This is a genomic window from Rhizobium sp. K102 (genome assembly GCF_022385315.1).
Classification (GTDB): domain Bacteria; phylum Pseudomonadota; class Alphaproteobacteria; order Rhizobiales; family Rhizobiaceae; genus Rhizobium; species Rhizobium croatiense.
In genome coordinates this window covers 114,920-136,982 of the sequence record NZ_CP092436.1, presented here as the reverse complement: position 1 = coordinate 136,982, position 22,063 = coordinate 114,920, and the positions used below count along the sequence as shown (strand labels likewise).

14 protein-coding genes and 2 pseudogenes are annotated in these 22,063 nt (G+C 62.7%); 7 read left to right on the top strand and 9 right to left on the bottom strand.

Annotated elements, in window-relative coordinates:
• Positions 1-43: 43 nt before the first annotated feature.
• The 4 genes and pseudogenes from MHI61_RS06635 to MHI61_RS06620 form a co-directional block, all read right to left on the bottom strand.
• Entirely contained in the window at positions 44-1,828 is a 1,785-nt protein-coding gene (locus MHI61_RS06635) for an IlvD/Edd family dehydratase (RefSeq protein ID WP_239791401.1), read from the bottom strand.
• Between the two features lie 290 nt (positions 1,829-2,118).
• Positions 2,119-5,320 (bottom strand): annotated as a pseudogene (locus tag MHI61_RS06630) (multidrug efflux RND transporter permease subunit).
• A 135-nt stretch (positions 5,321-5,455) separates the two neighbouring features.
• The gene (locus tag MHI61_RS06625) at positions 5,456-6,646 is read right to left on the bottom strand and encodes an efflux RND transporter periplasmic adaptor subunit (RefSeq protein WP_239791400.1); all 1,191 of its coding nucleotides are present in this window, start codon (positions 6,644-6,646) and stop codon (positions 5,456-5,458) included.
• A 46-nt stretch (positions 6,647-6,692) separates the two neighbouring features.
• Complete coding sequence (locus MHI61_RS06620; protein WP_239791399.1) at positions 6,693-7,508, bottom strand: alpha/beta hydrolase fold domain-containing protein; 816 nt, start codon at positions 7,506-7,508, stop codon at positions 6,693-6,695.
• Positions 7,509-7,672: 164 nt separating this feature from the next.
• On the opposite strand from MHI61_RS06620, the gene MHI61_RS06615 reads away from it, so the two are divergent.
• A complete protein-coding gene (locus MHI61_RS06615) occupies positions 7,673-8,584 on the top strand; it encodes a LysR family transcriptional regulator (protein WP_097582010.1) in 912 nt (303 codons plus the stop codon).
• A 230-nt stretch (positions 8,585-8,814) separates the two neighbouring features.
• Here the strand turns inward: MHI61_RS06615 and MHI61_RS06610 are convergent, their stop codons facing one another.
• Positions 8,815-9,558, bottom strand: coding sequence for an SDR family oxidoreductase (locus MHI61_RS06610; RefSeq protein WP_239791398.1), 744 nt, complete (start codon positions 9,556-9,558; stop codon positions 8,815-8,817).
• Between the two features lie 119 nt (positions 9,559-9,677).
• Between MHI61_RS06610 and MHI61_RS06605 the strand changes: the two genes are divergently transcribed.
• The 3 genes from MHI61_RS06605 to MHI61_RS06595 all read left to right on the top strand — a co-directional run bounded on the left by MHI61_RS06605 (position 9,678) and on the right by MHI61_RS06595 (position 11,609).
• Entirely contained in the window at positions 9,678-10,586 is a 909-nt protein-coding gene (locus MHI61_RS06605; protein ID WP_239791397.1) for a LysR family transcriptional regulator, read from the top strand.
• Positions 10,587-10,627: 41 nt separating this feature from the next.
• On the top strand, positions 10,628-10,942 hold the full coding sequence (locus MHI61_RS06600) for a hypothetical protein (RefSeq protein WP_239791396.1): 315 nt from the start codon (positions 10,628-10,630) through the stop codon (positions 10,940-10,942).
• Between the two features lie 67 nt (positions 10,943-11,009).
• Positions 11,010-11,609: a DNA-3-methyladenine glycosylase gene (locus MHI61_RS06595; protein ID WP_239792794.1), complete on the top strand. Its 600-nt coding sequence runs from the start codon at positions 11,010-11,012 to the stop codon at positions 11,607-11,609.
• On the opposite strand, the gene MHI61_RS06590 is transcribed toward MHI61_RS06595, so the two are convergent.
• Genes MHI61_RS06590 through MHI61_RS06580 form a run of 3 tightly spaced genes read right to left on the bottom strand, consistent with a single transcriptional unit; the run spans position 11,610 to position 14,821 of the window.
• Positions 11,610-13,151: a DHA2 family efflux MFS transporter permease subunit gene (locus tag MHI61_RS06590; protein ID WP_239791395.1), complete on the bottom strand. Its 1,542-nt coding sequence runs from the start codon at positions 13,149-13,151 to the stop codon at positions 11,610-11,612.
• Positions 13,144-14,364 carry an HlyD family secretion protein gene (locus tag MHI61_RS06585; RefSeq protein ID WP_239791394.1) on the bottom strand — a complete coding sequence of 407 codons (1,221 nt, stop codon included), beginning with the start codon at positions 14,362-14,364 and terminating at the stop codon, positions 13,144-13,146. The genes MHI61_RS06590 and MHI61_RS06585 overlap by 8 nt, the downstream gene beginning before the upstream one ends.
• On the bottom strand, positions 14,357-14,821 hold the full coding sequence (locus MHI61_RS06580) for a MarR family transcriptional regulator (protein WP_239791393.1): 465 nt from the start codon (positions 14,819-14,821) through the stop codon (positions 14,357-14,359). Before MHI61_RS06580 ends, MHI61_RS06585 begins: the two co-directional genes overlap by 8 nt.
• A 211-nt stretch (positions 14,822-15,032) precedes the next feature.
• On the opposite strand from MHI61_RS06580, the gene MHI61_RS06575 reads away from it, so the two are divergent.
• From MHI61_RS06575 to MHI61_RS06565, 3 genes and pseudogenes are all read left to right on the top strand, one after another.
• On the top strand, positions 15,033-16,577 hold the full coding sequence (locus MHI61_RS06575; protein ID WP_239791392.1) for a cation:proton antiporter: 1,545 nt from the start codon (positions 15,033-15,035) through the stop codon (positions 16,575-16,577).
• Positions 16,578-16,841: 264 nt separating this feature from the next.
• Positions 16,842-18,017 (top strand): efflux RND transporter periplasmic adaptor subunit, encoded by a 1,176-nt coding sequence (locus MHI61_RS06570; protein ID WP_239791391.1) that lies wholly within the window; start codon positions 16,842-16,844, stop codon positions 18,015-18,017.
• A pseudogene (locus tag MHI61_RS06565) lies at positions 18,014-21,203 on the top strand (multidrug efflux RND transporter permease subunit). The gene MHI61_RS06570 and the pseudogene MHI61_RS06565 overlap by 4 nt, the downstream one beginning before the upstream one ends.
• Before the next feature lie 22 nt (positions 21,204-21,225).
• On the opposite strand, the gene MHI61_RS06560 reads toward MHI61_RS06565, so the two are convergent.
• Positions 21,226-22,002 (bottom strand): metallophosphoesterase, encoded by a 777-nt coding sequence (locus tag MHI61_RS06560; protein ID WP_239791390.1) that lies wholly within the window; start codon positions 22,000-22,002, stop codon positions 21,226-21,228.
• Positions 22,003-22,063: the final 61 nt, after the last annotated feature.

The window sequence follows — 22,063 nt, the reverse complement described above, 5'->3', positions numbered from 1 at the left end:
CCCTTTTGGATCAACGGACTTGCGATCTGCCGCAACTAAAGGATCAGTGATTATGTCTCGGTGGTTTTTTCGCGATCTGGCGGAAGTCCGCTGCCCCTTCCAGAACGGCGCCGTCCGCCAGTTGTGTGACGGAACGGCGGTAGATTTGTTGCCACGGCGTGGCATCCGCCGGCACCGGCGGAATGCCCTCGCCTTTGCGCCGTTCGATCTCGACGTCATCCACCAGCATGTCGCAGCGCCCGTGGTTGAAGTCGATGCGGATCGTGTCGCCGCTGCGAAGCCAGGCGAGGCCGCCGCCGGCAGCGCTCTCCGGCGAAGCGTTGAGGATCGAGGGGCTGTCCGCCGTGCCCGATTGACGACCGTCGCCGATCGTCGGCAGGCTGCGGATGCCGCGCTTCAGAAGATGATCCGGCGGCTGCATGTTCACAACCTCGGCCGACCCCGGCCAGCCGAGTGGCCCGGCGCCGCGGATCACCAGGATCGTATTCTCGTCGATGCCGAGGGCGGGATCGTTGATGCGACGATGATAATCTTCCGACCCGTCGAAGACGACCGCCTTGCCCTCAAAGACGCCTTCTCGCCCCGGCTCCTGGAGATAGCGCCGGCGGAAATCCTCTGAAACCACACTCATCTTCATGATGGCGAAGTCGAAGAGATTGCCCTTGAGAACCAGGAAACCGGCGCGCTCCTTCAGCGGGTCCTCGAACGGCCGGATGACCTCGCGGTCGCCGGCCTCCCGCCCCTTCAGGTTCTCGGCCATCGTCCTGCCTGTCACCGTGCGACAGTCACCGTCGAGTTTTCCGGCCTGCAGCAGCTCCCACATGATTGCCGGCGTCCCGCCGGCGCGGTGATAACGCTCGCCGAGATAGGCGCCGGCCGGTTGGACATTGGCCAGCAGCGGGATATCGAAGCCATGCACCTGCCAGTCGTCGGGATAGAGTTCGACGCCGGCATGCTTGGCCATCGCAGCCAGATGCGGCTGTGCATTGGTCGAGCCGCCGATCGCCGAATTGGTGCGGATCGCATTGAGAAAGGCCGCCCGCGTCAGGATATCCGACGGCTTCAGATCCTCGAACACGATCTCGACGGCCCGCCGTCCGGTGCGGTAGGCCATCTGGCCGCGCTCTCGGTAAGCGGCCGGAATGGCGCCGCACCCGGTCAGCGACAGGCCGAGTGCCTCGGCCAGCGCATTCATCGTCGAAGCGGTGCCCATCGTGTTGCAATGGCCGACGGAAGGAGCCGAATCGAGCGCCGCCTGCAGAAACTCCTCCCGGTCGATTTCGCCCGCCGCATATTTCCGCCGCATCCGCCAGATCACCGTGCCGGAGCCCGCCAGCTCCCCCTCGTGCCAGCCGTCGAGCATCGGCCCGCCGGAGAGCACGATCGCCGGAATATCGACCGTCGAAGCCGCCATAATCGCCGAAGGCGTGGTCTTGTCGCAGCCGGTGGTCAGCACCACGCCGTCGAGGGGATAGCCGTAAAGGATTTCGACGAGGCCGAGATAGGCGAGATTGCGGTCGAGCGCGGCCGTCGGGCGCTTGCAGTTCTCGAAGATCGGATGTGTGGGAAATTCGATCGGAATGCCGCCGGCATCGCGAATGCCGTCGCGTACGCGCTTGGCGAGTTCGATATGCACCCGATTGCAGGGTGTAAGATCGCTGCCGCTCTGGGCAATCCCGATGATCGGCCTGCCGGAGCGCAACTCCTCCGGCGTGATGCCGTAATTCATGAAACGCTCGAGATAGAGCGCCGCCATGTCGATGTGATCGGGATTGTCGAACCAATCCTGCGAACGCAAGCGGCGTTTCTTCGTCTGGCTGTCCGTCATTACTATCCTCCCGATCGGCCATACTTCTCTTCGAAGTCGAGAAGTTGGGGCTTCAGTCCGTCTAACCATCTCCCGCAAGCGCTCCGGCCTTGCCGGCATTGCCTATCCAGATGGCGGAGGTAAGGCCCGCGCCGATCCTCCCAGCTGCCATCCGTCTTTGATAGTCCCCTCGCCCATGGTTGCAACCGTTTTGATAAACGTAACGCATTTTTGTCGGATGTCCGAAAACGATACGGGCGAGAACCGCAGTTCCCGCCCGATTTACTCGACAAAGGAAGGTTGAATTCCGTTTATTCGGCCGCGAGCCTGATAACCTCGGCCTCTTCCTCCTTGTGCTCGTCCGGCTTGTGCTGAACCAGCGGACGGTTGCCCGTCATCCGGCGCAGCAGCACGTAGAACACCGGCGTCATGAAGATGCCGAACAACGTCACCCCGATCATGCCGGAGAAGACCGCGACACCCATGGCGGCACGCATTTCCGCACCGGCGCCGGTCGAGACGACGAGCGGCACGACGCCCATGATGAAGGCCATGGAGGTCATGAGGATCGGGCGAAGACGAAGGCGGCTGGCCTCGACCGCGGCCTCCCGCGGTGTTCTGCCTTCGAACTCCAGTTCACGGGCGAACTCGACGATGAGGATCGCGTTCTTCGCCGATAGACCGACAAGGACGACGAGGCCGATCTGGGTGAAGATGTTGTTGTCTCCACCGGTGAGCCAGACACCCGTCAACGCAGCCAGCACGCCCATCGGCACGATCATGATGATCGCAAGCGGGAGCGTCAGGCTTTCATACTGGGCGGCCAGCACCAGGAAGACGAGCAGCAGCGCCAGCGGGAAGACGACAACGCTCGAATTGCCGGCCAGGATCTGCTGATAGGTCAGATCCGTCCATTCGAAGTCGATGCCCGCAGGCAGTGTCTCGCGAAGGATATTCTCGATTGCCGCCTGCGCCTGGCCGGAGGAGAAGCCCGGTGCCGGACCGCCGTTGATATCGGCGGCAAGGAAGCCGTTATAGCGGTTGGCGCGCTCCGGACCCGTGCTCGGCTCCACCTTCAGGAGGGCCGACAGCGGGATCATCTCACCCGATGCCGAACGAACTTTCAACTGGCCGATATCTTCCGGCTGGGCGCGGAATTTCGCATCGGCCTGCACCCGGACGCTGTAGGTGCGGCCGAAGGCGTTGAAGTCGTTCACATAGAGCGAACCGAGATAGATCTGCAGCGTCTGGAAGACATCGGTGACGGAAACTCCGAGCTGCTCGGCCTTGGCGCGGTCGAGATCGGCATAGAGCTGCGGCACGTTGATCTGGAAGCTCGAGAACAGCCCGGCAAGTTCAGGCGCCTGATAGGCCTTGGCAAGCACCGCCTTGGTCGCCTCGTCGAGCGCCTGGTTGCCGAGGCCGGCGCGATCCTCGATCTGCAGCTTGAAACCGCCCGTCGTGCCGAGACCGTTGACCGGTGGCGGCGGGAACATGGCGATGAATGCGTCCTGGATGGCGCCGAACTTCTGGTTCAGCGCCATGGCGATGGCGCCACCCGAGAGATCCGGCGTCTTGCGCTCCTCGAAATCCTTCAGCGTCACGAAGACGATGCCGGCATTCGAGGAGTTAGTGAAGCCGTTGATCGACAGGCCCGGGAAGGCGATCGCATTGGCGACGCCCGGCTGGGCGAGCGCGATGTCGGTCATCCGTTTGATGACGTCTTCCGTACGGTCGAGGCTTGCGGCATCAGGCAACTGGGCAAAGCCGATCAGATACTGCTTGTCCTGCGACGGCACGAAGCCGCCCGGGACGGTGGTGAACATGCTGTAGGTGGCGCCGACCAGCGCCAGATAGACCACCATGACGATGCTCTTGCGCGACACCAGCCCGCCCACACCCTTGCCGTAGGCGTTCGAGCCGGCGCCGAAGACGCGGTTGAAGCCGCGGAAGAACCAGCCGAAGATGGCGTCCATGAACCGCGTCAGCCAATCCTTCGGCGCGTGGTGCCCCTTCAAGAGAAGGGCTGCGAGCGCCGGAGACAGGGTGAGCGAGTTGAAAGCCGAGATGACGGTCGAGATCGCGATCGTCAGCGCGAACTGGCGATAGAACTGACCCGACAGGCCGGAGATGAAAGCGAGCGGCACGAAGACCGCGACCAGCACCAGCGCGATCGCCACGATCGGACCGGAGACCTCCTTCATCGCCTTGTAGGTAGCCGCCCGCGGCGACAGGCCGTGCTCGATGTTGCGCTCGACGTTTTCGACCACGACGATCGCGTCGTCGACGACGATGCCGATCGCCAACACCAGCCCGAACAGACTGAGCGCGTTGATCGAGAAGCCGAAGACATACATGACCGCGAAGGTACCGATGATCGAGACCGGAACCGCGATCAGCGGAATGATCGAAGCGCGCCATGTCTGCAGGAACAGGATGACGACGAGGACGACGAGTGCGACGGCTTCGAGTAGCGTATCGATAACCTTCTCGATCGAGGCGCGCACGAACTTCGTCGTATCGTAGACAATTTCGTATTTGACGCCTTCGGGCATGGCCAGCTGCAGCTGGTCCATGGTCGAGCGCACATTGTCGGCGATTTCGATCGCGTTCGAACCGGGCGCCTGAAGAACGGCGACGGCAACAGCCGGCTTGCCGTCGAGCAGCGAGCGCAGCGTATAATCGGCGGCGCCGAGCTCGATACGGGCGACATCGCGAAGGCGGGTGATCTCGCCGTTAGCGCCCGTCTTGACGATGATGTTGCCGAACTCTTCGGGCGTGCGCAGGCGACCCTGAGCATTGACGTTGAGCTGCAGGTTCCACGCCCGGCTGGCTGGGCGACGCGCCGATGATGCCGGCGGCGGCCTGGACGTTCTGCGAACTGATGGCGTTGCTGATATCGCTGGCGGCGAGATCGTGCTCGGCGGCCTTCTGCGGATCGATCCAGACGCGCATCGAATAGTCGCCGGCGCCGAAAACCTGCACCTGGCCGACGCCCGGAATGCGGGCGAGCCGGTCCTTGACGTTGAGGGTCGCGTAGTTGCGCAGATAGGTGATGTCGTGATTGTCGCCGTCGGAGACGAGATTGACGACCATGATGAAGTCGGGCGAGCTCTTGACCGTCGTAATGCCGAGCGCACGGACTTCCGCCGGCAGACGGGGCTCGGCCTGCGAAACGCGGTTCTGCACGAGCTGCTGCGCCTTGTCTGGGTCGGTGCCGAGCTTAAAGGTGACGGTGACATTAAGCACGCCGTCCGACGTCGCCTGGCTCGACATGTAGAGCATGTCCTCGACGCCGTTGATCTGCTCTTCGAGCGGTGTCGCCACCGTTTCGGCAATGACGCTCGGATTGGCGCCGGGGTAGGTGGCGCGCACGACGACCGACGGCGGCACGACGTTGGGATATTCGGAAATCGGCAGCGCCCTGAGGCCGATCAGGCCGGCAACCACGATGAGGACCGAAAGAACGCCGGCAAAAACCGGGCGGTCGACAAAGAATCTGGAGATGTTCATTTCAAAGCCCTCTCCGGGGTGAACATGGATGCAAAGTGCCTCTCCGGCGGCTTGGGAACCACCGGCGGGTCATATCAATTCGAGCATGGGCCTCCCGGCTAGGCATAGCCTTGCCCCGCCGGGGAGGGCGAAGTCTTACTGAGCGGTCGCGACCTTCTCTTCGATCTGCGGCACGACGACGGCGCCCGGACGGATACGCTGCAGACCGTTGACGACGATCTTTTCGCCGGCATTCAGGCCGCTTTCGACCACCCGTTGACCGTCAGACAGCGTGCCGAGCTGCACCTGCCGATAGGCCACCTTGTTCTCGCCGTCGACGACGAAGACGAACTTCTTGTCCTGGTCGGTGCCGACGGCACGATCGCTGATGACGATCTTGTTCTCGGTCTTCGGCTGGCCCATGCGCACCCGCACGAACTGGCCGGGGATCAGGCGCCCGCCCGGATTGTCGAAGACGGCACGCACGCCGATCGTGCCGCTTGACGCATCGACCTCGTTGTCGATCAGCTGCAGCTTGCCCTTGATCGGTGTGCCGCTGTCGGCCAGCGTGCCGACCTCGACGGGGATCTGTTCGACCGGCGGCGAGGCGCTGTCCGTCTGCGGCAGCTGGGCAAGGGCACGCGTCACCATCTCTTCGCTGGCATTGAAGCTCGCATAGATCGGATCGACCGAAACGAGCGTCGTCAGCGCCGGCGAAGCCGAGCCGGCCGCAACCAGGTTACCGGCGGTCACCTCGATCTTGCCGATGCGGCCGGACACCGGCGCCCGCACCTCAGTATAATCGAGATCGAGCTGGGCCGACTGCAATGCGGCCTGTGCCGAACGCAGTCCTGCCTGCGCCTCGGCCAGCGCGCTCTGGCGCTGATCGAGATCGCTCTGGGAGATGGTGCGGTTGTCGGAAAGCCTGCGGCCGCGATCGAGCTCGGTCTGCGCCAAGCTGACCTTGGCTTCCGCCGAGGCGACCTGGCCCTGCGCCTGCGCCACGCTCGCCTGATAGGGAGCCGGGTCGATGGTGAAGAGCAGGTCGCCCTGCTTGACCAGCGCACCTTCGCGGAAGGCCACCGACAGGATGGCGCCGGCGACGCGGGAACGAACCTGGACACGGTCGACGGCTTCGAGGCGGCCGGAGAAACTCTCCCAGGCCGTCACGTCGCGCGCCGCGACGACGGCAACCGTCACCGGCACGGCAGGAGGCTGCGCCGGGGCGGAAGCGGCCGTGGCGGTCGTGCTCATCGGCAGTTCGAAAAACAATGCAGCGCCGGAAACCGACGCAATAAGACCTATGCCGGCGCCCACCAGGGCCCAGCGCTTGCTTCTGGACGTCATCAGTACTCTCCTTGCGGCCCCAAGCCGCCGAAATATCAGATCTTCTTCAATGCAATTGCGGTTGGACGCTTACGTCCTGAAGGAAACTTCCGAAATGGCGGCTGACGTGTTCCTGCCAATCGGGCGCTTCCCCGGATATCCCACCATAAATCGAGGGCCAGCCCGTCCCGGCGGGAAGGACATGCTGGCGCACACCGACACCGGCCTTCTTCAGGCGGGCACCGTAACCAATAGTTTCGTCATGCAGAGGATCGTCCTCGGCGGTGAAGATCAGCGCCGGGGCAACGCCTGCAAGACGCGAACAGAGGCAAGGTGCTGCGTAAGGGTGGCAGCCGCCGCCGCTTAAGTAATGGCTCCAGCCCTCCGTCCAGCGCTGCCGCATGCCGATGCCTTCCGCCTTGCGGATCGAGGAGGTGCCCATGAAGGGATCGAGCAGCGGCGAAATCAGCACCTGACCGTCGAGTGCGTCGGGCAACTGGTCGCGCGCCTTCAGCGCCACACCGGCGGCGACATTGCCGCCTGCTTCTTCACCGGCGACGAACAGCAGCGACTTGCGGTCGCCAAGACCGGCAGCGCGCTTGTTGGCGAGATAGGTGAAAACTGAAAAGGAAACTTCCAGCACTTTCGGAAACAGATTGCCGGACAGGCTGCTATAATCGACGGCGGCGACGATGGCGCCGGCCTTGGCGAGGCTGATCGCCACCGGCCGGTCGACATTTCTCTCCTGATCGAGAAACGCGCCGCCATGCAGGTAAAGCACGATCGGCGGCCCTTTGCCGTAATCGGCGCCCTGGTAGATGCGTGCGGAAACGGGGCCGATGGCCACCTTGTCCAGCATCATATCTTTCCATTCCACCGTCATGGTTCGGGCCTCTGTGCGCATCGCGACAAACAGACAACGCCCGTCGCTTGCATTTTGCATAAAAAAGATATTGTTATTCAGAACAGGGAATAAGAAGCGATATCGCGATTACACTGTTCCAATTCTCGAATAATGGTGCAACGCAAACTGCGGACTTGAAACCGATGGATCAACTTTCGGCAATGCGCGTCTTCATCCGCGTGGTGGAGACGGGCAATTTCACCCGCGCCGCCGACATGCTCGCCATGCCCAAGGCGACGGTGACCAATCTTATCCAGGGCCTGGAGGCGCATCTGCGCACCAAGCTTCTAAACCGTACCACGCGCCGGGTGATGGTGACCACGGACGGCGCGCTTTATTACGAACGCGCCGCCCAGCTTATCTCCGAACTGGAAGAACTCGACGGCAGCCTCTCCAACTCCCAGAGCCTGCCGAGCGGGCGGCTGCGCGTCGAAATGAGCGGCGCCTTTGCTGACGCAATCGTCGTCCCGGCCCTTTGCGACTTTTATCAGCGCTATCCCGATATCCGTCTGGACCTCGGCGTCAGCGACCGAACGGTGGATTATCTGGTCGAAAACGTCGATTGCGCGTTGCGGGCCGGCACACCCACCGACCAGTCGCTGATCGCCCGGCGCGTTTCGGAGATGGAGCTCATCACCTGTGCTTCGCCAAGTTACATCCAGAAATTCGGCATGCCCGAACGCCCCGAGGATCTGGAGGCCGCACATTACTCGGTCAACTATTTCCGCGCTCAGAACAACCGGACGCTGCCCTTCGAATTTCGCAGGGACAACGAGACGATTGAGACCAACCCGCGCTATATCGCCTCCGTCAACGACAGCCGCACCTATCTGACCGCGGCGCTGACGGGGCTCGGTGTCGCGCAAGTGCCGACCTTCATGGCGCGCGAGCCGATGCGGCGGGGTGAACTTGTCCGCGTGCTGCCGGAATGGCGCCGCGATCCGATCCCGCTCTATGTCGTCTATCCGCCGAACCGCCACCTCAGCAACAAGGTCCGCGTCTTCGTCGACTGGCTGGTGAAGCTTCTGGTCGAGGCCAAGCTGAACGACTATTGAGCGGCAAAACAGATGCGGCCCGGAAGGAGGGGTACCTTCGACGGGCCGCAATATTTTGAATATCGGGCCTGTCGCGCCGCAGAGCGGGCGCGGCAGGCTCTGGAGGTTCGTAAGAGAGCGTCAGGGAACGCCACTCTCTCGCGATAAAGCAGTTATAAGCACTCTCCATAAGATTGTAAGAGGGAAAACCCACAAGCACCGTTCACATAATCGCGATGAGGTCGCCCTCGTCAGATCAAGCCGCCGTTGGCGCGCAGCGTCTGGCCGTTGATCCAGCCGCCGTCCGGGCCGGCGAGGAAGGCGACCGCCGACGCGATGTCCTCGGGCGTGCCGAGGCGCTCCAGCGGGTTCATCTTCGCCATGCGGACGACGAGTTCCTCTGGTTTGCCGTTGAGGAAAAGATCGGTGGCGACAGGACCGGGCGCAATCGCATTGACGGTGATATTGCGGCCGCGCATTTCCTTGGCCATGATCGCCGTCAGCGTTTCGACGGCCGCCTTGGTCGCGGCGTAGACGCCGTAGGTTTCAAGCTTCAGGCCGACGACCGAGGTCGAGACGTTGATGACCCGGCCGCCGTCGCGCAGGCGCCTGGCCGCTTCCCTCAGCGTGTTGAAGGTGCCCCTGAGATTGACGCCGATCTGGCGGTCGAAGCTTTCGTCGTCAGCCTCGGCGAGTGAGGACAGCCTCATGATGCCGGCATTGTTGACGAGCACGTCGATGCCACCGAAGGCGGTTTCCGCAGCATCGAACATGCGGCGCACGGCGTCCGCATCGCTGACATCGGCTTTCCCGGTCAGCGCCTTGCCGCCGGCCTGCCCGATCTCCCGGGCCAGTTCTTCGGCCGGGGTGGCATTGTCGGAGTAATTGATGACGACGGTGAAACCGTCTCTGGCAAGGCGTCTCGCGACCGCCGCGCCGATACCGCGGGAAGCGCCGGTAACCAGTGCGACCTTGCTGGTTTGGTTGGAAGCCATTGTTCTTCTCCTTCATCTGCGCCACAGCGCGTTTTTCGATGCAAAGAAGATGCGCCTTTTGCCGGGGCGGATAATCGTGCATTCTTCGGCATGACTATCCGGGAAAGGCGAACAAACAGATGGACAGATTCGATGCCATGCGTGTGTTCTGCCGTGTTGTCGAGCGCCGCAGCTTCACCCTTGCCGCGGAAGACACCGGCCTGCCGCGTTCGACCGTAACCGATGCGGTCAAACAGCTCGAGGCCCGCCTCGGCGTACGCCTGCTCCAGCGCACGACGCGCCATGTCAGCCCGACGCTCGACGGCGAGGCCTATTACCAGCGCTGCCTGTCGATCCTCGCCGACATCGAGGATGCCGAAGGCGCCTTTGCCGGCGCCAGACCGAAGGGGCTGCTGCGCGTCGATGTGCACGGCACGCTCGCCCGCCACTACGTGCTGCCGAGCCTGCCGTCCTTTCTCGATGCCTATCCGGAGATCGAATTCCATATGAGCGAGGGCGATCGGCTGGTCGATCTGATTCGCGAAGGCATCGATTGCGTGCTGCGCGTCGGTACGCCCGGGGATAGCGACATGGTCGCCCGCCGTCTCGCCATGCTCGACGAGATCACCCTCGCCTCCCCCGCCTACATCGCCGCCCACGGCCTGCCGCAGCATCCGGACCGGCTGACCGGCCACCGCATGGTCGGCTTCCGCTCCAGCAGCACCGGCACTCTGCTGCCGCTCGAATTCATCGTCGACGGCGAAGTGCGCAACATCACCCTTCCCGCGACCGTTGCCGTCAACGCCGCCGAAAGCTATGTTTCCGCGGCAAGGATGGGCCTCGGCCTGATCCAGATCCCGCGCTATCACGCTGAAAAAGATCTCACTGAGGGAAGGCTGGTTCGCGTGCTCGGGGATTTTCCGCTGACCCCGACGCCGGTATCCCTGCTCTACCCCCGCAACCGCCAGCTTTCACCGCGCGTGCGCATCTTCATCGACTGGCTGGTGAAGGTCTTCGCTCGACAAAATCCGGAAAGCGCGCATCATTAAGACGCGCCTTGCGCATGTAAGCGCTTTTTTCGGGGGAAGCCATGGCACTCAGCGACATCACTGTCTACCAGACGGAAGACGGCTTCGTCGTCGAATTCGGCGGCGAGGGCGAAGACAGTATTGCCGTGACGTTGCGCAGCAGGCCCGAGCTGACCTCGGAAAACGCCGTCTCGCGCGCCAAGGCCCTGCTTGCGACGGCCATCGAACCCGTCCATGGCGACGGCCCGCGCAGCAAGGATGCCGCCCTGCTCGAAGAAGAACTGGAAGAGGGCCTGGAAGATTCTTTTCCGGCAAGCGACCCGGTTTCGGTGACGGTCTCCTCGATCCCGATGCGAGATCCGAATGCCGGCCGGTAACACCCGCTTGTCACGTCAAACGGTTTTGGGGTGACGCCAAGCGCGCCGAATGGTATCTGCCTCGGCCATGACCGATGGTGGAATGACAAGGGGCGCGATCGGGGCCGGTGCGCTTGCCGGCGAAAGCCTCAAGGCGTTTTTCGAGCGCGATGCGATCACTGTTGCCCGGGCTCTGCTCGGCTGCCATCTCACAGTCGATGGCGTCGGCGGCCGCATCACCGAAACGGAAGCCTATTTCCCCGATGACGAGGCCTCGCACAGCTTCCGTGGCCCGACCAGGCGCAACGGCGCCATGTATGGCCGCCCCGGCAATGTCTACATCTACCGCATTTACGGCATGTACTGGTGCCTGAACTTCGTCTGCCATCCGGGTTCGGCCGTGCTCATCCGGGCGCTTGAGCCGGAAAACGGAATCCCTCTGATGATGCAGCGGCGCGGCACCGACATGCTGACGGCACTTTGCAGCGGCCCCGGCAAACTCTGCCAGGCGCTCGGCATCGATATCGAGGTCAACGACCGGCTGCTCGACCGCCCGCCCTATGCGCTGACGCCGTCCGTGCCGGTGCCGATCGTTTCGGGTAAACGCATCGGCATCACGAAAAACGCCGACGCGCCATGGCGCTTCGGTATCCAGGGATCGCGTTATCTCAGCAAGCCGTTTCGCTGACTATTCCACGACGGCGCTGTGGTCGACGGCGGGCGCCGCCTTCGGCTTGCGCAGCAGCAGAACCAGCGGAATGACGGCAAGCGACATCAGCATCAGCAGCTTGAAATCGTCCATATAGGCGATGATGGTCGATTGCAGCGTAATGATCTCGTTGAGCGAGGCGCGCCCGGCCGCCGTCACGGGACTAAGCCCCTGCGCCGCCACGGCGTTGAAGGCATGGTTGAACGGCGTCACATAAGCTGCGATCGATTCATGATTGCTCTGCGTATTCTCGACGATCAGCGCCGAGACGATCGAGATGCCGACCGACGAGCCGATATTGCGTGACAGGTTGTAGAGACCGGTGCCGTCGCCGCGCGTATGGGCGGGTAGCGTGGCGAAAGCGATCGTCGTCAGCGGCACGAACAGGAAGCCGAGGCCGGCGCCCTGGATGAAACCGACCGAGATGATCGTCCATTGCGAGACGTCGGGCGTCCAGCCGGTCATGTCGTACATCGCCCAGGCGGTCAGGCCGAGGCCGAGCACCAGCAGCCAGCGTGTATCGACCTTGCCGATCAGCCGCCCGACGATGAACATGCAAAGCATGGTGCCGAGTCCACGCGGCCCCATGACGATGCCGGCGGTGATGACGGGATAGCCCATCAGGGTCTGCAGATAGGGCGTCATCAGCGCCAGCGAGGCGAGATAGGTGATGCCGATCACGAAGATGAAGATCATGCTGATCGTGAAGTTCTGGTCGAGGAACAGCTTCGGATTGACGAAGGACTTCTCCGCCGTCAGCGTGTGCACCAGCAGCAGATAGAAGGCGGCGGTGCAGATGATCGCTTCGAGCATGATCTCGCCAGAGGAGAACCAGTCGAGCTGCTCACCGCGGTCGAGGAAGAGCTGCAGCGAGGCAATGAACAGGCTCATCATGCCGAAACCGAACCAGTCGAGCTTGGCGAGCGCATCCCTCTTCGTTTCCGATACGAAGATGACGATACCGGCAAAGGCAAGCGCGCCGATCGGCACGTTGATGTAGAACACCCAGCGCCAGCTGATATTGTCGGTCAGCCAGCCGCCGATGACTGGGCCGAGGACCGGCCCGACCATGACCGAGACGCCGAAGAGGGCCATGGCCGAGCCGCGCTCCTCGACCGTATAGATGTCGAGGAGGATGCCCTGGGAAAGCGGCACCAGCGATGCGCCGAACAGGCCCTGCAGCAGGCGGAAGGCAACGATCTGGTTCAGCGATTGCGCCAGACCGCAGAGCACCGAGGCGCCGACGAAGCCTGATATGGCGACGAGCAGCACGCGCTTGCGGCCGAACTTGGCGGCAAGGAAGCCCGAAGGCGGCGTCATGATCGCCGCCGCGACGATGTAGGACGTCAGCACCCAGTTGATCTGGTCGGCGGAGGCCGACACGCTGCCCTGAATATAGGGCAGCGCCACATTGGCGATCGTCGTGTCCAGCGCCTGCATGATGACGGCGAGAATGACGCAGGCCGTGATCGCGCCGCGATTGGCAACAGGGGTCGCCGGAGATGCGGGAGCGTTACTCATCATCCTTGCCCTGAGGCTGGCCCAGAAGCTTGTTGACGAAGTCGGGCAGTCCGCGGGCATGGCCGGTTTCGACATCGACCACCGTGCTCATGCCGACACGAAGCGGCGGCTTGCCTTCAATGTCCTCGATGCTGACGCGCATCGGAATGCGCTGGACGACCTTCACCCAGTTGCCGGTGGTGTTCTGCGCCGGCAGCAGCGAGAAGCTGGAGCCGGAGGCCGGGCTGATGCTCTCGACCTTGCCCTTCCACGTCACGCCGGGATAGGTATCGACGTAAATCTCGGCCGTCTGGCCTGGTTTGACGTAGGTCAGCTCGGTTTCCTTCGGGCTGGCGGCGATCCACAGATGGTCGGTGGCGACGAGCGAAAAGGCCTGCTGCGAAGCCTGCAGGTAGGAGCCCACCTGCAAAGCGTTGACATTGGTGACGATGCCGTCGAATGGCGCCTTGACGACGCTGTGGTCAAGCTCGCGCTGAGCATTGTCGACCTGTGACTTGGCCTGCAGGTAGAGCGGGTTTTCCTCGACCGGCTGGTCAGCACTGCCGCCGAGCTGGGCGAGCGTGGTTGCGGCTTCCGCCTTGGCGACGGTCACCTTCTGCCGGGCGGCATCGAGATTGTGCTTGGCCTCGTCATAGGCCGATTGCGTCGCGCTGCCGTTGTTGACGAGGTTCTGTTGCCGGTCGAACTGCTCCTGGTAATAAGGCAGATCGGCTTGCGCCTGCGTGATCTCGGCGAGCGACTGCTGATAGCTTGCCTTGAGGTTCATGATCTGGTTGCGCTGCGCGCCGAGCTGCGCTTTGGCGCCATCGAACGCAATCTTGAAGGTATCCGATTTCAGGCTGAAGAGCACCTGCCCCGCCCTGACCGCCTCGTTCTCGTGCACGTTGATTTGCTCGACGATGCCCGAGACATCGGTGGTGACCCCGACCATATCGGCCTGGATATAGGCGTTGTCGGTCGACATCACCTGGCCGCCATTGACGTAATAATAACCGCCGACGACGAGCGCCACCGGCAGCAGGGCGAAAAGGACGGGCCGTGTGAGACTGCGCCGGCGGCGGACCTTGTTGCCGCCAGGCGCAGCCACGGCGGCAGCCGGCGCTGAACTGGATGAAGGCGCTTCGGCTACCGTTTCCTGCTGTTTGATTTGGTTTTCGTCAGATGTCTTGGCATTGGCGTCGGCAACGACGCGGAGATTGGGTTGATCAGCCATCGTTCATCTCATTCTCTTCAACTGGTGTTCGGCAAGCCTGCACCAGATTCGTCTTCATTGCGGATAGGACCTGGTAAAGCTGCTTGCGCTGCTCGGCCGAAACGCCTTCGAGCGCCTCGGCGCGTGTTACATCGCCGAGCTCGCGCATTTCGGCGAGCAGCGGATGGGCTTCTTCGCGCATGTAGAGCAGCCAGATGCGCCGGTCGGTCGGGTGCTGACGGCGTTCGACCAGCCCGCGTTCGGCGAGCTTGTCGAGAATGCGCACCAAAGTGATCGGCTCGATTTCGAGGATTTCGGCAAGGCCGCTCTGATGGATGCCTTCATTGTTGGAGAGATAGGCAAGCGTTTGCCATTGCGACCGGGTCAGCCCAAGGCACTTCGCGCGCTGCTCGAACCGCTTGCGCAGCAGCCGCGCGACATCATGGAGTAGGAAGCCGAGTGTGGGCGTAGCGCTCATGAAAACCTGTGACCGAATTTATAAGCATACTTATAATATCGGCAGATATATTGAGCTTGCCCTGTGCACAAGAACGCAGACAGCAGATTCAGCAAGGTCGGCTGAAATGCCGCAGCTTGGGTTCGAGCCCGTTTGACAGTGGCCGCGGCCCTGCACCGCCCTAATTCTGCGGCAGGAACGCCTCCGCAGGAGGCGCATGTAGGGGAGCTTGATGGCGTTCTTCGAAAGCATGCTGACTCTGATGCTGGTGGCGATCGTCTTTCTGCAATTCTCCAGGAAGTTTCGGATCCCCTATCCGACAATGCTGTCGATCGCCGGCGTGGTCGTCGCGGCTGTGCCTTGGGCTCCCGAGGTTGCCATAGATCCCGACCTCGCATTGGCGTTGCTGGTCGCACCCGTGCTCTTCGACGCCGCTTATGATCTGCCGCCGAGGACATTAAGGCGCAACTGGCTGCCACTCTTCTCGCTCGCCGCGATCGCCGTGATCCTGACAGCTGCAGCCGTCGCCGTCGTCGGGGTGGCGATGGCCGGCCTGCCGCTGGCCGCGGCCGTCGCGCTCGGCGCCATCGTCGCGCCGCCGGATGCCGCCGCCGCGACCGCCATGCTCGATCGCTTCGCCCTGCCGCGCCAGACCTATGCCGTTCTGAAGGGCGAGAGCCTTTTGAACGATGCCGTCGCGCTTCTGATCTTCAGCGCTGCGGTTTCGGCCGCGGCCAGTCCGGCCTTCTTTTCCGGCGCCCTGGCGGAACTGTCTCTCGCCGTCCCGGGCGGCCTCGTCTTCGGCTATCTCATGGGCCGTCTCTACATGGTCGTCGGCCTGAGGCTCGCCGGCACGCTGGGCGGCACCCTGCTCGAATTCGTCGCCACCTTCGGCACGTGGATCGTCGCCGAGCGGCTGCATCTTTCGGCGATTCTGGCCATCGTCGTCTACGCGATGGTGATTGCCCGCTACATGCCGGAACGGCAGACGGCCCGCCACCGCATCCACTCGTATTCCGTGTGGGAGGCTGCGGTCTTCCTGCTCAATGTGCTCGCTTTTCTGCTGATGGGCCTGCAGGCCCGCCAGATCGTCCTCAACCTCGATCCCGGCCGACTGAGTTTCGCGATCGGCTTCGCCGCCGCGGTCTTCGTCACCGTCGTCGTCGTCCGTCTCGCCTGGGTGCTCTTCTACAATCGGGCGATCAAATTTCTCGCAGCGCGCGGACGCACGACACAGGCCGCTCCGACGTTTGCGGCGAGCCTGCTTGCCGGCTGGTGCGGCATGCGCGGCCTCGTCACACTGGCGACCGCGCTCGCCCTGCCGATCGACTTCCCCGATCGCGACCTCATCCTGCTCAGCGCGCTCGCCGTCGTCCTCGGCACGCTCATCGTCCAGGGACTGACGCTCGGACCGCTGATCCGTTTTCTGAAATTCGATCCGGACACGTCCCTGGAGCGCGATCTCGCCAGAGCCCGCGTGGCGTTGATCGATGCGGCGCTGGCCGAGCTTACAGGCGGCGAGGACGATTCCATCCGCATCCTGCGCGACGTCTACACCTCGGAGCGCAAGATCGCCGCGGATGGGAAACATCCGCGTGAGGTCAGCAGGCTCGACAAACAGCGCCGCAATGTCATCGTCGCAAAACGCGCCAAGCTGGCAGCGATGCGCCGCTCCGATGAGATCGACGACGATGTCTTTCATATGTTGGAACAAGAACTTGACTGGGCCGAACTCGGCGCGCTTCCACCCAGCAGGGACGAGATCGTCGAGAGCTGACGCTCTTCCGCGAAGTCTCGATGGTTTCAGGAACCGCCGCCAATTGGCATTTGCAATTTTTCGCCGCTGCCGCTTATAGTCCAATTCCATAGGGTTACGATTTTTCTGATCTGCATTGCCTGCCGGCCTTCCTTTCCAGGGGATTGGACGCCGGAGAATTCAAGGGGGCGGACGCCTCCGATCAAGCAGCAAGACAAGAACGACATCACTTCATCTTAGGTTTGGCGGCAGCAAAAAAGCGGGCGCCGAGATTGGAGGACCGGTATGACTTACGCGCTTCGACAGATCGCGGTGTTTGGCTGCATGGCGGCGTTGATGCCTCTGGCCGCGCTGGCCCAGAACGCGCCGCCGCCCCCGCCTGTCACCGTCGCCAAGCCGGTCGTTCGCGACGTCATCGACAGCGACGAGTTCATCGGTCGTTTCGAACCGGTCGACGAAGTCTCCGTTCGCTCGCGCGTCGGCGGTTACCTGCAGGAAATCCATTTCCAGGACGGCGCATTGGTCAAGCAGGGCGATCTGCTCTTCGTGATCGACCAGAGACCCTTCATAACGGCCCTCAGCCAGGCAAAGGCGACGCTTGAGGCGTCACAATCCACCCTGGTCTTTGCCGACGCGCAGTACAAGCGCGCCCAGTCGCTTGCCTCGAGCGGCAGTCAGTCGGCGCAGACGCTGGACGATCGCCGCCGCGAATTCGATTCGGCCGAGGCCAATGTCCGCGGCGCGCAGGCCGCAGCCGATCGTGCGTCGCTCGACATGGAGTATACGGAAATCAAGGCGCCGCTCAGCGGCCGCATCGACCGCCGGCTGATTTCGGCCGGCAATCTGGTGCAGACCGACCAGACCGTGCTCACGACAATCGTTTCTCTCGACCCGATCGATTTCTATTTCGACGTCGACGAACGCCGCCTGCTGAATTTTGCCGACACCGCCCGCAAATTGGGCAAGGACCTCCAGCAGGGCGGCGGCGGACTGGATGTGTCCGTCACGATCTCGGATCCCAATGCCAAACCGTTCAAGGGAAAGCTCGATTTTGCCGAGAACCGGGTCGACAACCAGAGTGGCACCATTCGTCTGCGGGCCCGTTTCCACAACCCTGACCTTGTCCTGCAGCCCGGCCTCTTCGGCCGCATACAGGTCGAAGCCTCCAACACCTATCAGGCCATTCTTGTCCCCGACGAGGCAATCGGCTCGGATCAGAATGAGCGCGTCGTCTATGTCGTCGCCGACGACGGCGCGGTTTCGACCAAGCCCGTGAGGCCTGGACCACGGCTCTACGGCTACCGGGTGATACGCGAGGGTCTCGACGGCACCGAGACGATCATCGTCAACGGTGTCATCCGCGCGCGTCCCGGCTCGAAGATCACGCCTCAGATGACCGAACTGCCGAAGGAGCGGGAAGACACGGCGCCCGAAACCGCCGGCGCGGAGAGCGGACAATGAGATTCGCTCATTTTTTCGTGGACCGGCCGATCTTTGCGGCTGTGATTTCGATCGTTCTTCTCGTCGTCGGCGGCATCGCCTATACGCAGCTGCCGGTCTCGCAATATCCGGAGATCGCGCCGCCGACCATTGTCGTGCGCACCTCCTATCCGGGCGCCGATCCGCAGACGATTGCCGATACCGTTTCGACACCGCTCGAGCAGCAGATCAACGGCGTCGAAGACATGCTCTACATGTCTTCCTACTCCAGCGCCGACGGCGCCATGTCGCTGACGATCACCTTCAAGCTCGGCACCGACCTCGACAAGGTCCAGGTGCTTGTCCAGAACCGCGTCTCCATCGCCCTGCCCCGCCTTCCCGAGGAAGTCCAGCGGCTCGGCGTGACAACCGACAAGAGTTCGCCGGATCTGATGATGGTCGTGCACCTGCTGTCGCCGACGCATCGTTATGACCAGCTTTACGTCTCCAACTACGCCCGCAACCGCATCCGCGACGTTCTCGTTCGCCTCGATGGCGTCGGCGACGTGCAGCTGTTCGGCGAGCGCCAGTATTCGATGCGAGTTCTGGCTGGACCCGGAAAAGCTCTCTGCCTACGGCATGACATCCGATGACGTCGTCGCCGCCCTCAGAGACCAGAACGTCCAGGTGTCGGGCGGCAAGATCGGCGCGCCGCCGGTCACCGGCAAGAACGCGTTCGAATATACGGTGCGGACGGACGGCCGCTTCTCCGACGTGCGAGAATTCCGCTATGTCATCGTCAAATCGACGGATAGCGGCCGGCTCGTGCAGTTGCAGGATGTCGCCCGCATCGAGCTCGGCGCGCAGGACTACGTCACCAACAGCTATCTCAACAACGATCCCGCGGTCGCACTCGGCATCTTCGCCCGGCCGGGGACCAATGCCCTCGACACCGCCCATCAGGTCCAGACGATCATGAAGGACCTGTCGCAGAATTTCCCGCAAGGGCTGGAATATCGCATCGTCTACGACACCACCGAGTTCATCTCGGATTCGATCTCCGAAGTGTATCGAACCATCGTCGAGGCGGCGATCCTGGTGGCGATCGTCGTCCTCGTCTTCCTGCAATCCTGGCGAACCGCGATCATTCCGATCATTGCCATCCCCGTCTCGCTGATCGGCACCTTCGCCGTCCTCTTGGCCTTCGGCTTCTCGCTCAACATGCTCACCCTGTTCGGCCTGGTGCTGGCGATCGGCATCGTCGTCGACGACGCGATCGTGGTGGTGGAAAATGTCGAGCGCAACCTCGCCCGCGGCATGACGCCGAAACAGGCCTCCCACGTCACGATGGACGAAGTCGGAACCGCCGTCATCGCCATCTCGCTGGTGTTGATCGCCGTCTTCGTCCCGACAGCCTTCATTCCGGGCATTTCGGGACAGTTCTACCGGCAGTTCGCGGTCACCATCGCCGTTACCACCGCAATATCTGCGTTGAACTCGCTGACGCTTTCGCCCGCCCTGGCAGGCATATTGCTCAAGCCCCATGATGACCACGAAACCAGGCGTATCAATGTGGCCACACGCCTGGGACGCAGCCTTGCCGATGGCTTCAACCGCGGTTTCGACCGGATGAGTTCCGGCTATTCATGGACCGTTCGGCACCTGGTCAGCAGCTGGGTCGGGTTGAGCGCGGCCATGCTCGCCTTCGTCTGCCTGCTGGGGGCAACCTGGTACATGGGCACGCGCGTTCCCTCGGGTTTCATCCCGACCATGGACCAGGGTTACGCGATCATCGTCATACAGCTTCCTGACGGCGCCTCGCTTGCGCGTACCGACGCCGTCGTCAAGCAGGTGGGCGATATCGCCCGTACCGTGCCGGGTGTCGGCAATGCCGTGCAGTTTGCCGGCTTCAGCGGGGCGACATTCACCAATGCCTCGAATGCCGGCGTTGTCTTCGTCCCGTTCAAATCCTTCGCCGAACGCGAAGAAGGCGGGGACAACGCAAACAAGATCATCGGCGAGCTTTTCGGCAAGCTGCAAAGCATCCAGGAAGCCTTCATCATCGCCATACCGCCGCCATCCGTGCGGGGTGTCGGCAATTCCGGCGGCTTCAAGATGCAGATTTCCGATCTTGAAAACGCGGATATGACGCGGGTGCTCGCCCTCGCCCGCCAGATGATGGGTGCGGCAGCGACGACGGAGGGGCTGACCGGCGTCTTTACGACATTCTCGGACGCAAGCCCGCAATATTTCCTGGCGATCGACCGCGACAAGGCCCGCTTCCTGAATGTGCCGATCCCCAATATCTTCAATGCGCTTTCCATCAATCTCGGCGTTGCCTATGTCAACGATTTCAATGCGTTCGGCCGCGTCTATCAGGTTCGCGCCCAGGCCGACCGGCAGTATCGCATGGATAGGGAAGATATCCTCGCCCTGAAGGTTCGATCGGCGACCGGCGCGCTGGTTCCGCTTGGAACCTTGATGGATATCCAGGATGCCAGCGGCCCGGCGCTCGTCCAACGCTACAACATGTATGTCTCGGTGCCGCTTCAGGGCAATCCGACGCCAGGCACGTCGACGGGCGACGCCATCGCGAAGATGGAAGCGCTGGCGGCGAAGATCCTGCCGCAGGGAACGACCTTCGAATGGACGGAACTCGCCTATCAGGAGACCCATACCGGCAACACCGCCGTCTACATCTTCGCGCTGTCGGTGATCTTCGTCTTCCTGGCGCTGGCGGCGCAATATGAAAGCTGGGTTCTGCCGCTCGCGATCATCCTCATCGTGCCGCTCGCGGTGCTGGCGGCGCTGATCGGGGTTTCGCTCCGCGGCATGGACAACAATGTCCTGACGCAGATCGGCCTGATCGTGCTGATCGGCCTTGCGGCCAAGAACGCCATTTTGATCGTCGAGTTCGCGAGACAAGCGGAAGAAGAAGGCAAATCGCCGGTTGAAGCGGCGATCGAGGCCAGCCATCTTCGCCTGCGCCCGATCCTGATGACGGCTTTCGCCTTCATCTTCGGCGTGCTGCCGCTTGCCATCGCCACCGGCCCCGGCGCCGAAATGCGCCAGTCGCTCGGCACTGCCGTCTTCTCGGGCATGCTCGGCGTGACGATCTTCGGCCTGTTCCTGACGCCGGTTTTCTACGTCGTGCTGCGCGGCCGGCGTCGCAACCGCTCAGCTGAAAGGCCGGTCGAAGCGGTCCCGACCGAAAGGGAGACGGTTTGATCACTCCAGTGGACAATGCCTATCAGGTGGAAAACAGATGCACCTGGCCCTGCCACAGACGGGCGACGGTCAGCCTGCCGCTGCGATAGGCGCGCGTATCGAGATTGAGCCGCCTCGCGCGAACCTCCGGCTCGTCGTTCGGCGTATGACCATGGACGACGAGTTTCGGCAAAGGGATCCTGCTTTCGAGAAATCGGTGGCGGATGAGCACCAGATCCTCGTCGGTTTGCGCCGCGATTGGTCGCGCCGGATCGATGCCGGCATGGACGAACAATACGCTCGGCGTGTCCAGCATGATCGGCATCGCCCGCATGAAATCGATATGCGTGTGCGGCAGCGAATGACGGAGGAAGGCGTCGAGCTGTGCGCCGGAGGGGAAGACCAGCGGCAGATGTTCCGGATCGAGCCCATAGGATTTCAGCGAGTGCGCCGATCCCATCCGCATCCAGTCGTCATAGGAAAGCCAGCCGTCGATATAATCGAGCATGGCGATCTCGTGGTTGCCGGCAAGGCAGATTCGATCGAAACCTTCCGGCGGCGGATCCATGAGGTGAGCGATGACTTGCGCCGATTCCGGGCCGCGGTCGATATAGTCGCCGAGCGTCACGATCAGCTTGCGCCCAGGCAGCCGTGCCGCATCGCGCAGGATAGCCTGTTCGGCCTTCACGAGCAGATCGCACCGGCCGTGAATGTCGCCGATGGCATAGGTTGGGATATCGGCGATATCCAGCGTCGGACGCGGTCTCGGCTCGCGTGCCATTTTCGAAACCTCGCTGCGGCGAGCAAGAGAGTCGCTCATCATGTTTCTCAATCAAGGAAGCCCCGGTTAACCATAAGTAGCGTCGAGGGCAAGGCGATCA

Excerpts from the sequence above, each read along its gene's own strand:
- MHI61_RS06615 (WP_097582010.1), top strand. The coding sequence starts at position 7,673 with ATGGATCAACTTTCGGCAATGCGCGTCTTCATCCGCGTGGTGGAGACG.
- MHI61_RS06600 (WP_239791396.1), top strand. The coding sequence starts at position 10,628 with ATGGCACTCAGCGACATCACTGTCTACCAGACGGAAGACGGCTTCGTC.
- MHI61_RS06570 (WP_239791391.1), top strand. The coding sequence starts at position 16,842 with ATGACTTACGCGCTTCGACAGATCGCGGTGTTTGGCTGCATGGCGGCG.
- MHI61_RS06590 (WP_239791395.1), bottom strand. The coding sequence starts at position 13,151 with ATGAGTAACGCTCCCGCATCTCCGGCGACCCCTGTTGCCAATCGCGGC.
- MHI61_RS06575 (WP_239791392.1), top strand. The coding sequence starts at position 15,033 with ATGGCGTTCTTCGAAAGCATGCTGACTCTGATGCTGGTGGCGATCGTC.
- MHI61_RS06610 (WP_239791398.1), bottom strand. The coding sequence starts at position 9,558 with ATGGCTTCCAACCAAACCAGCAAGGTCGCACTGGTTACCGGCGCTTCC.
- MHI61_RS06580 (WP_239791393.1), bottom strand. The coding sequence starts at position 14,821 with ATGAGCGCTACGCCCACACTCGGCTTCCTACTCCATGATGTCGCGCGG.
- MHI61_RS06635 (WP_239791401.1), bottom strand. The coding sequence starts at position 1,828 with ATGACGGACAGCCAGACGAAGAAACGCCGCTTGCGTTCGCAGGATTGG.
- MHI61_RS06625 (WP_239791400.1), bottom strand. The coding sequence starts at position 6,646 with ATGACGTCCAGAAGCAAGCGCTGGGCCCTGGTGGGCGCCGGCATAGGT.
- MHI61_RS06620 (WP_239791399.1), bottom strand. The coding sequence starts at position 7,508 with ATGACGGTGGAATGGAAAGATATGATGCTGGACAAGGTGGCCATCGGC.
- MHI61_RS06595 (WP_239792794.1), top strand. The coding sequence starts at position 11,010 with ATGACCGATGGTGGAATGACAAGGGGCGCGATCGGGGCCGGTGCGCTT.
- MHI61_RS06585 (WP_239791394.1), bottom strand. The coding sequence starts at position 14,364 with ATGGCTGATCAACCCAATCTCCGCGTCGTTGCCGACGCCAATGCCAAG.
- MHI61_RS06605 (WP_239791397.1), top strand. The coding sequence starts at position 9,678 with ATGGACAGATTCGATGCCATGCGTGTGTTCTGCCGTGTTGTCGAGCGC.
- MHI61_RS06560 (WP_239791390.1), bottom strand. The coding sequence starts at position 22,002 with ATGAGCGACTCTCTTGCTCGCCGCAGCGAGGTTTCGAAAATGGCACGC.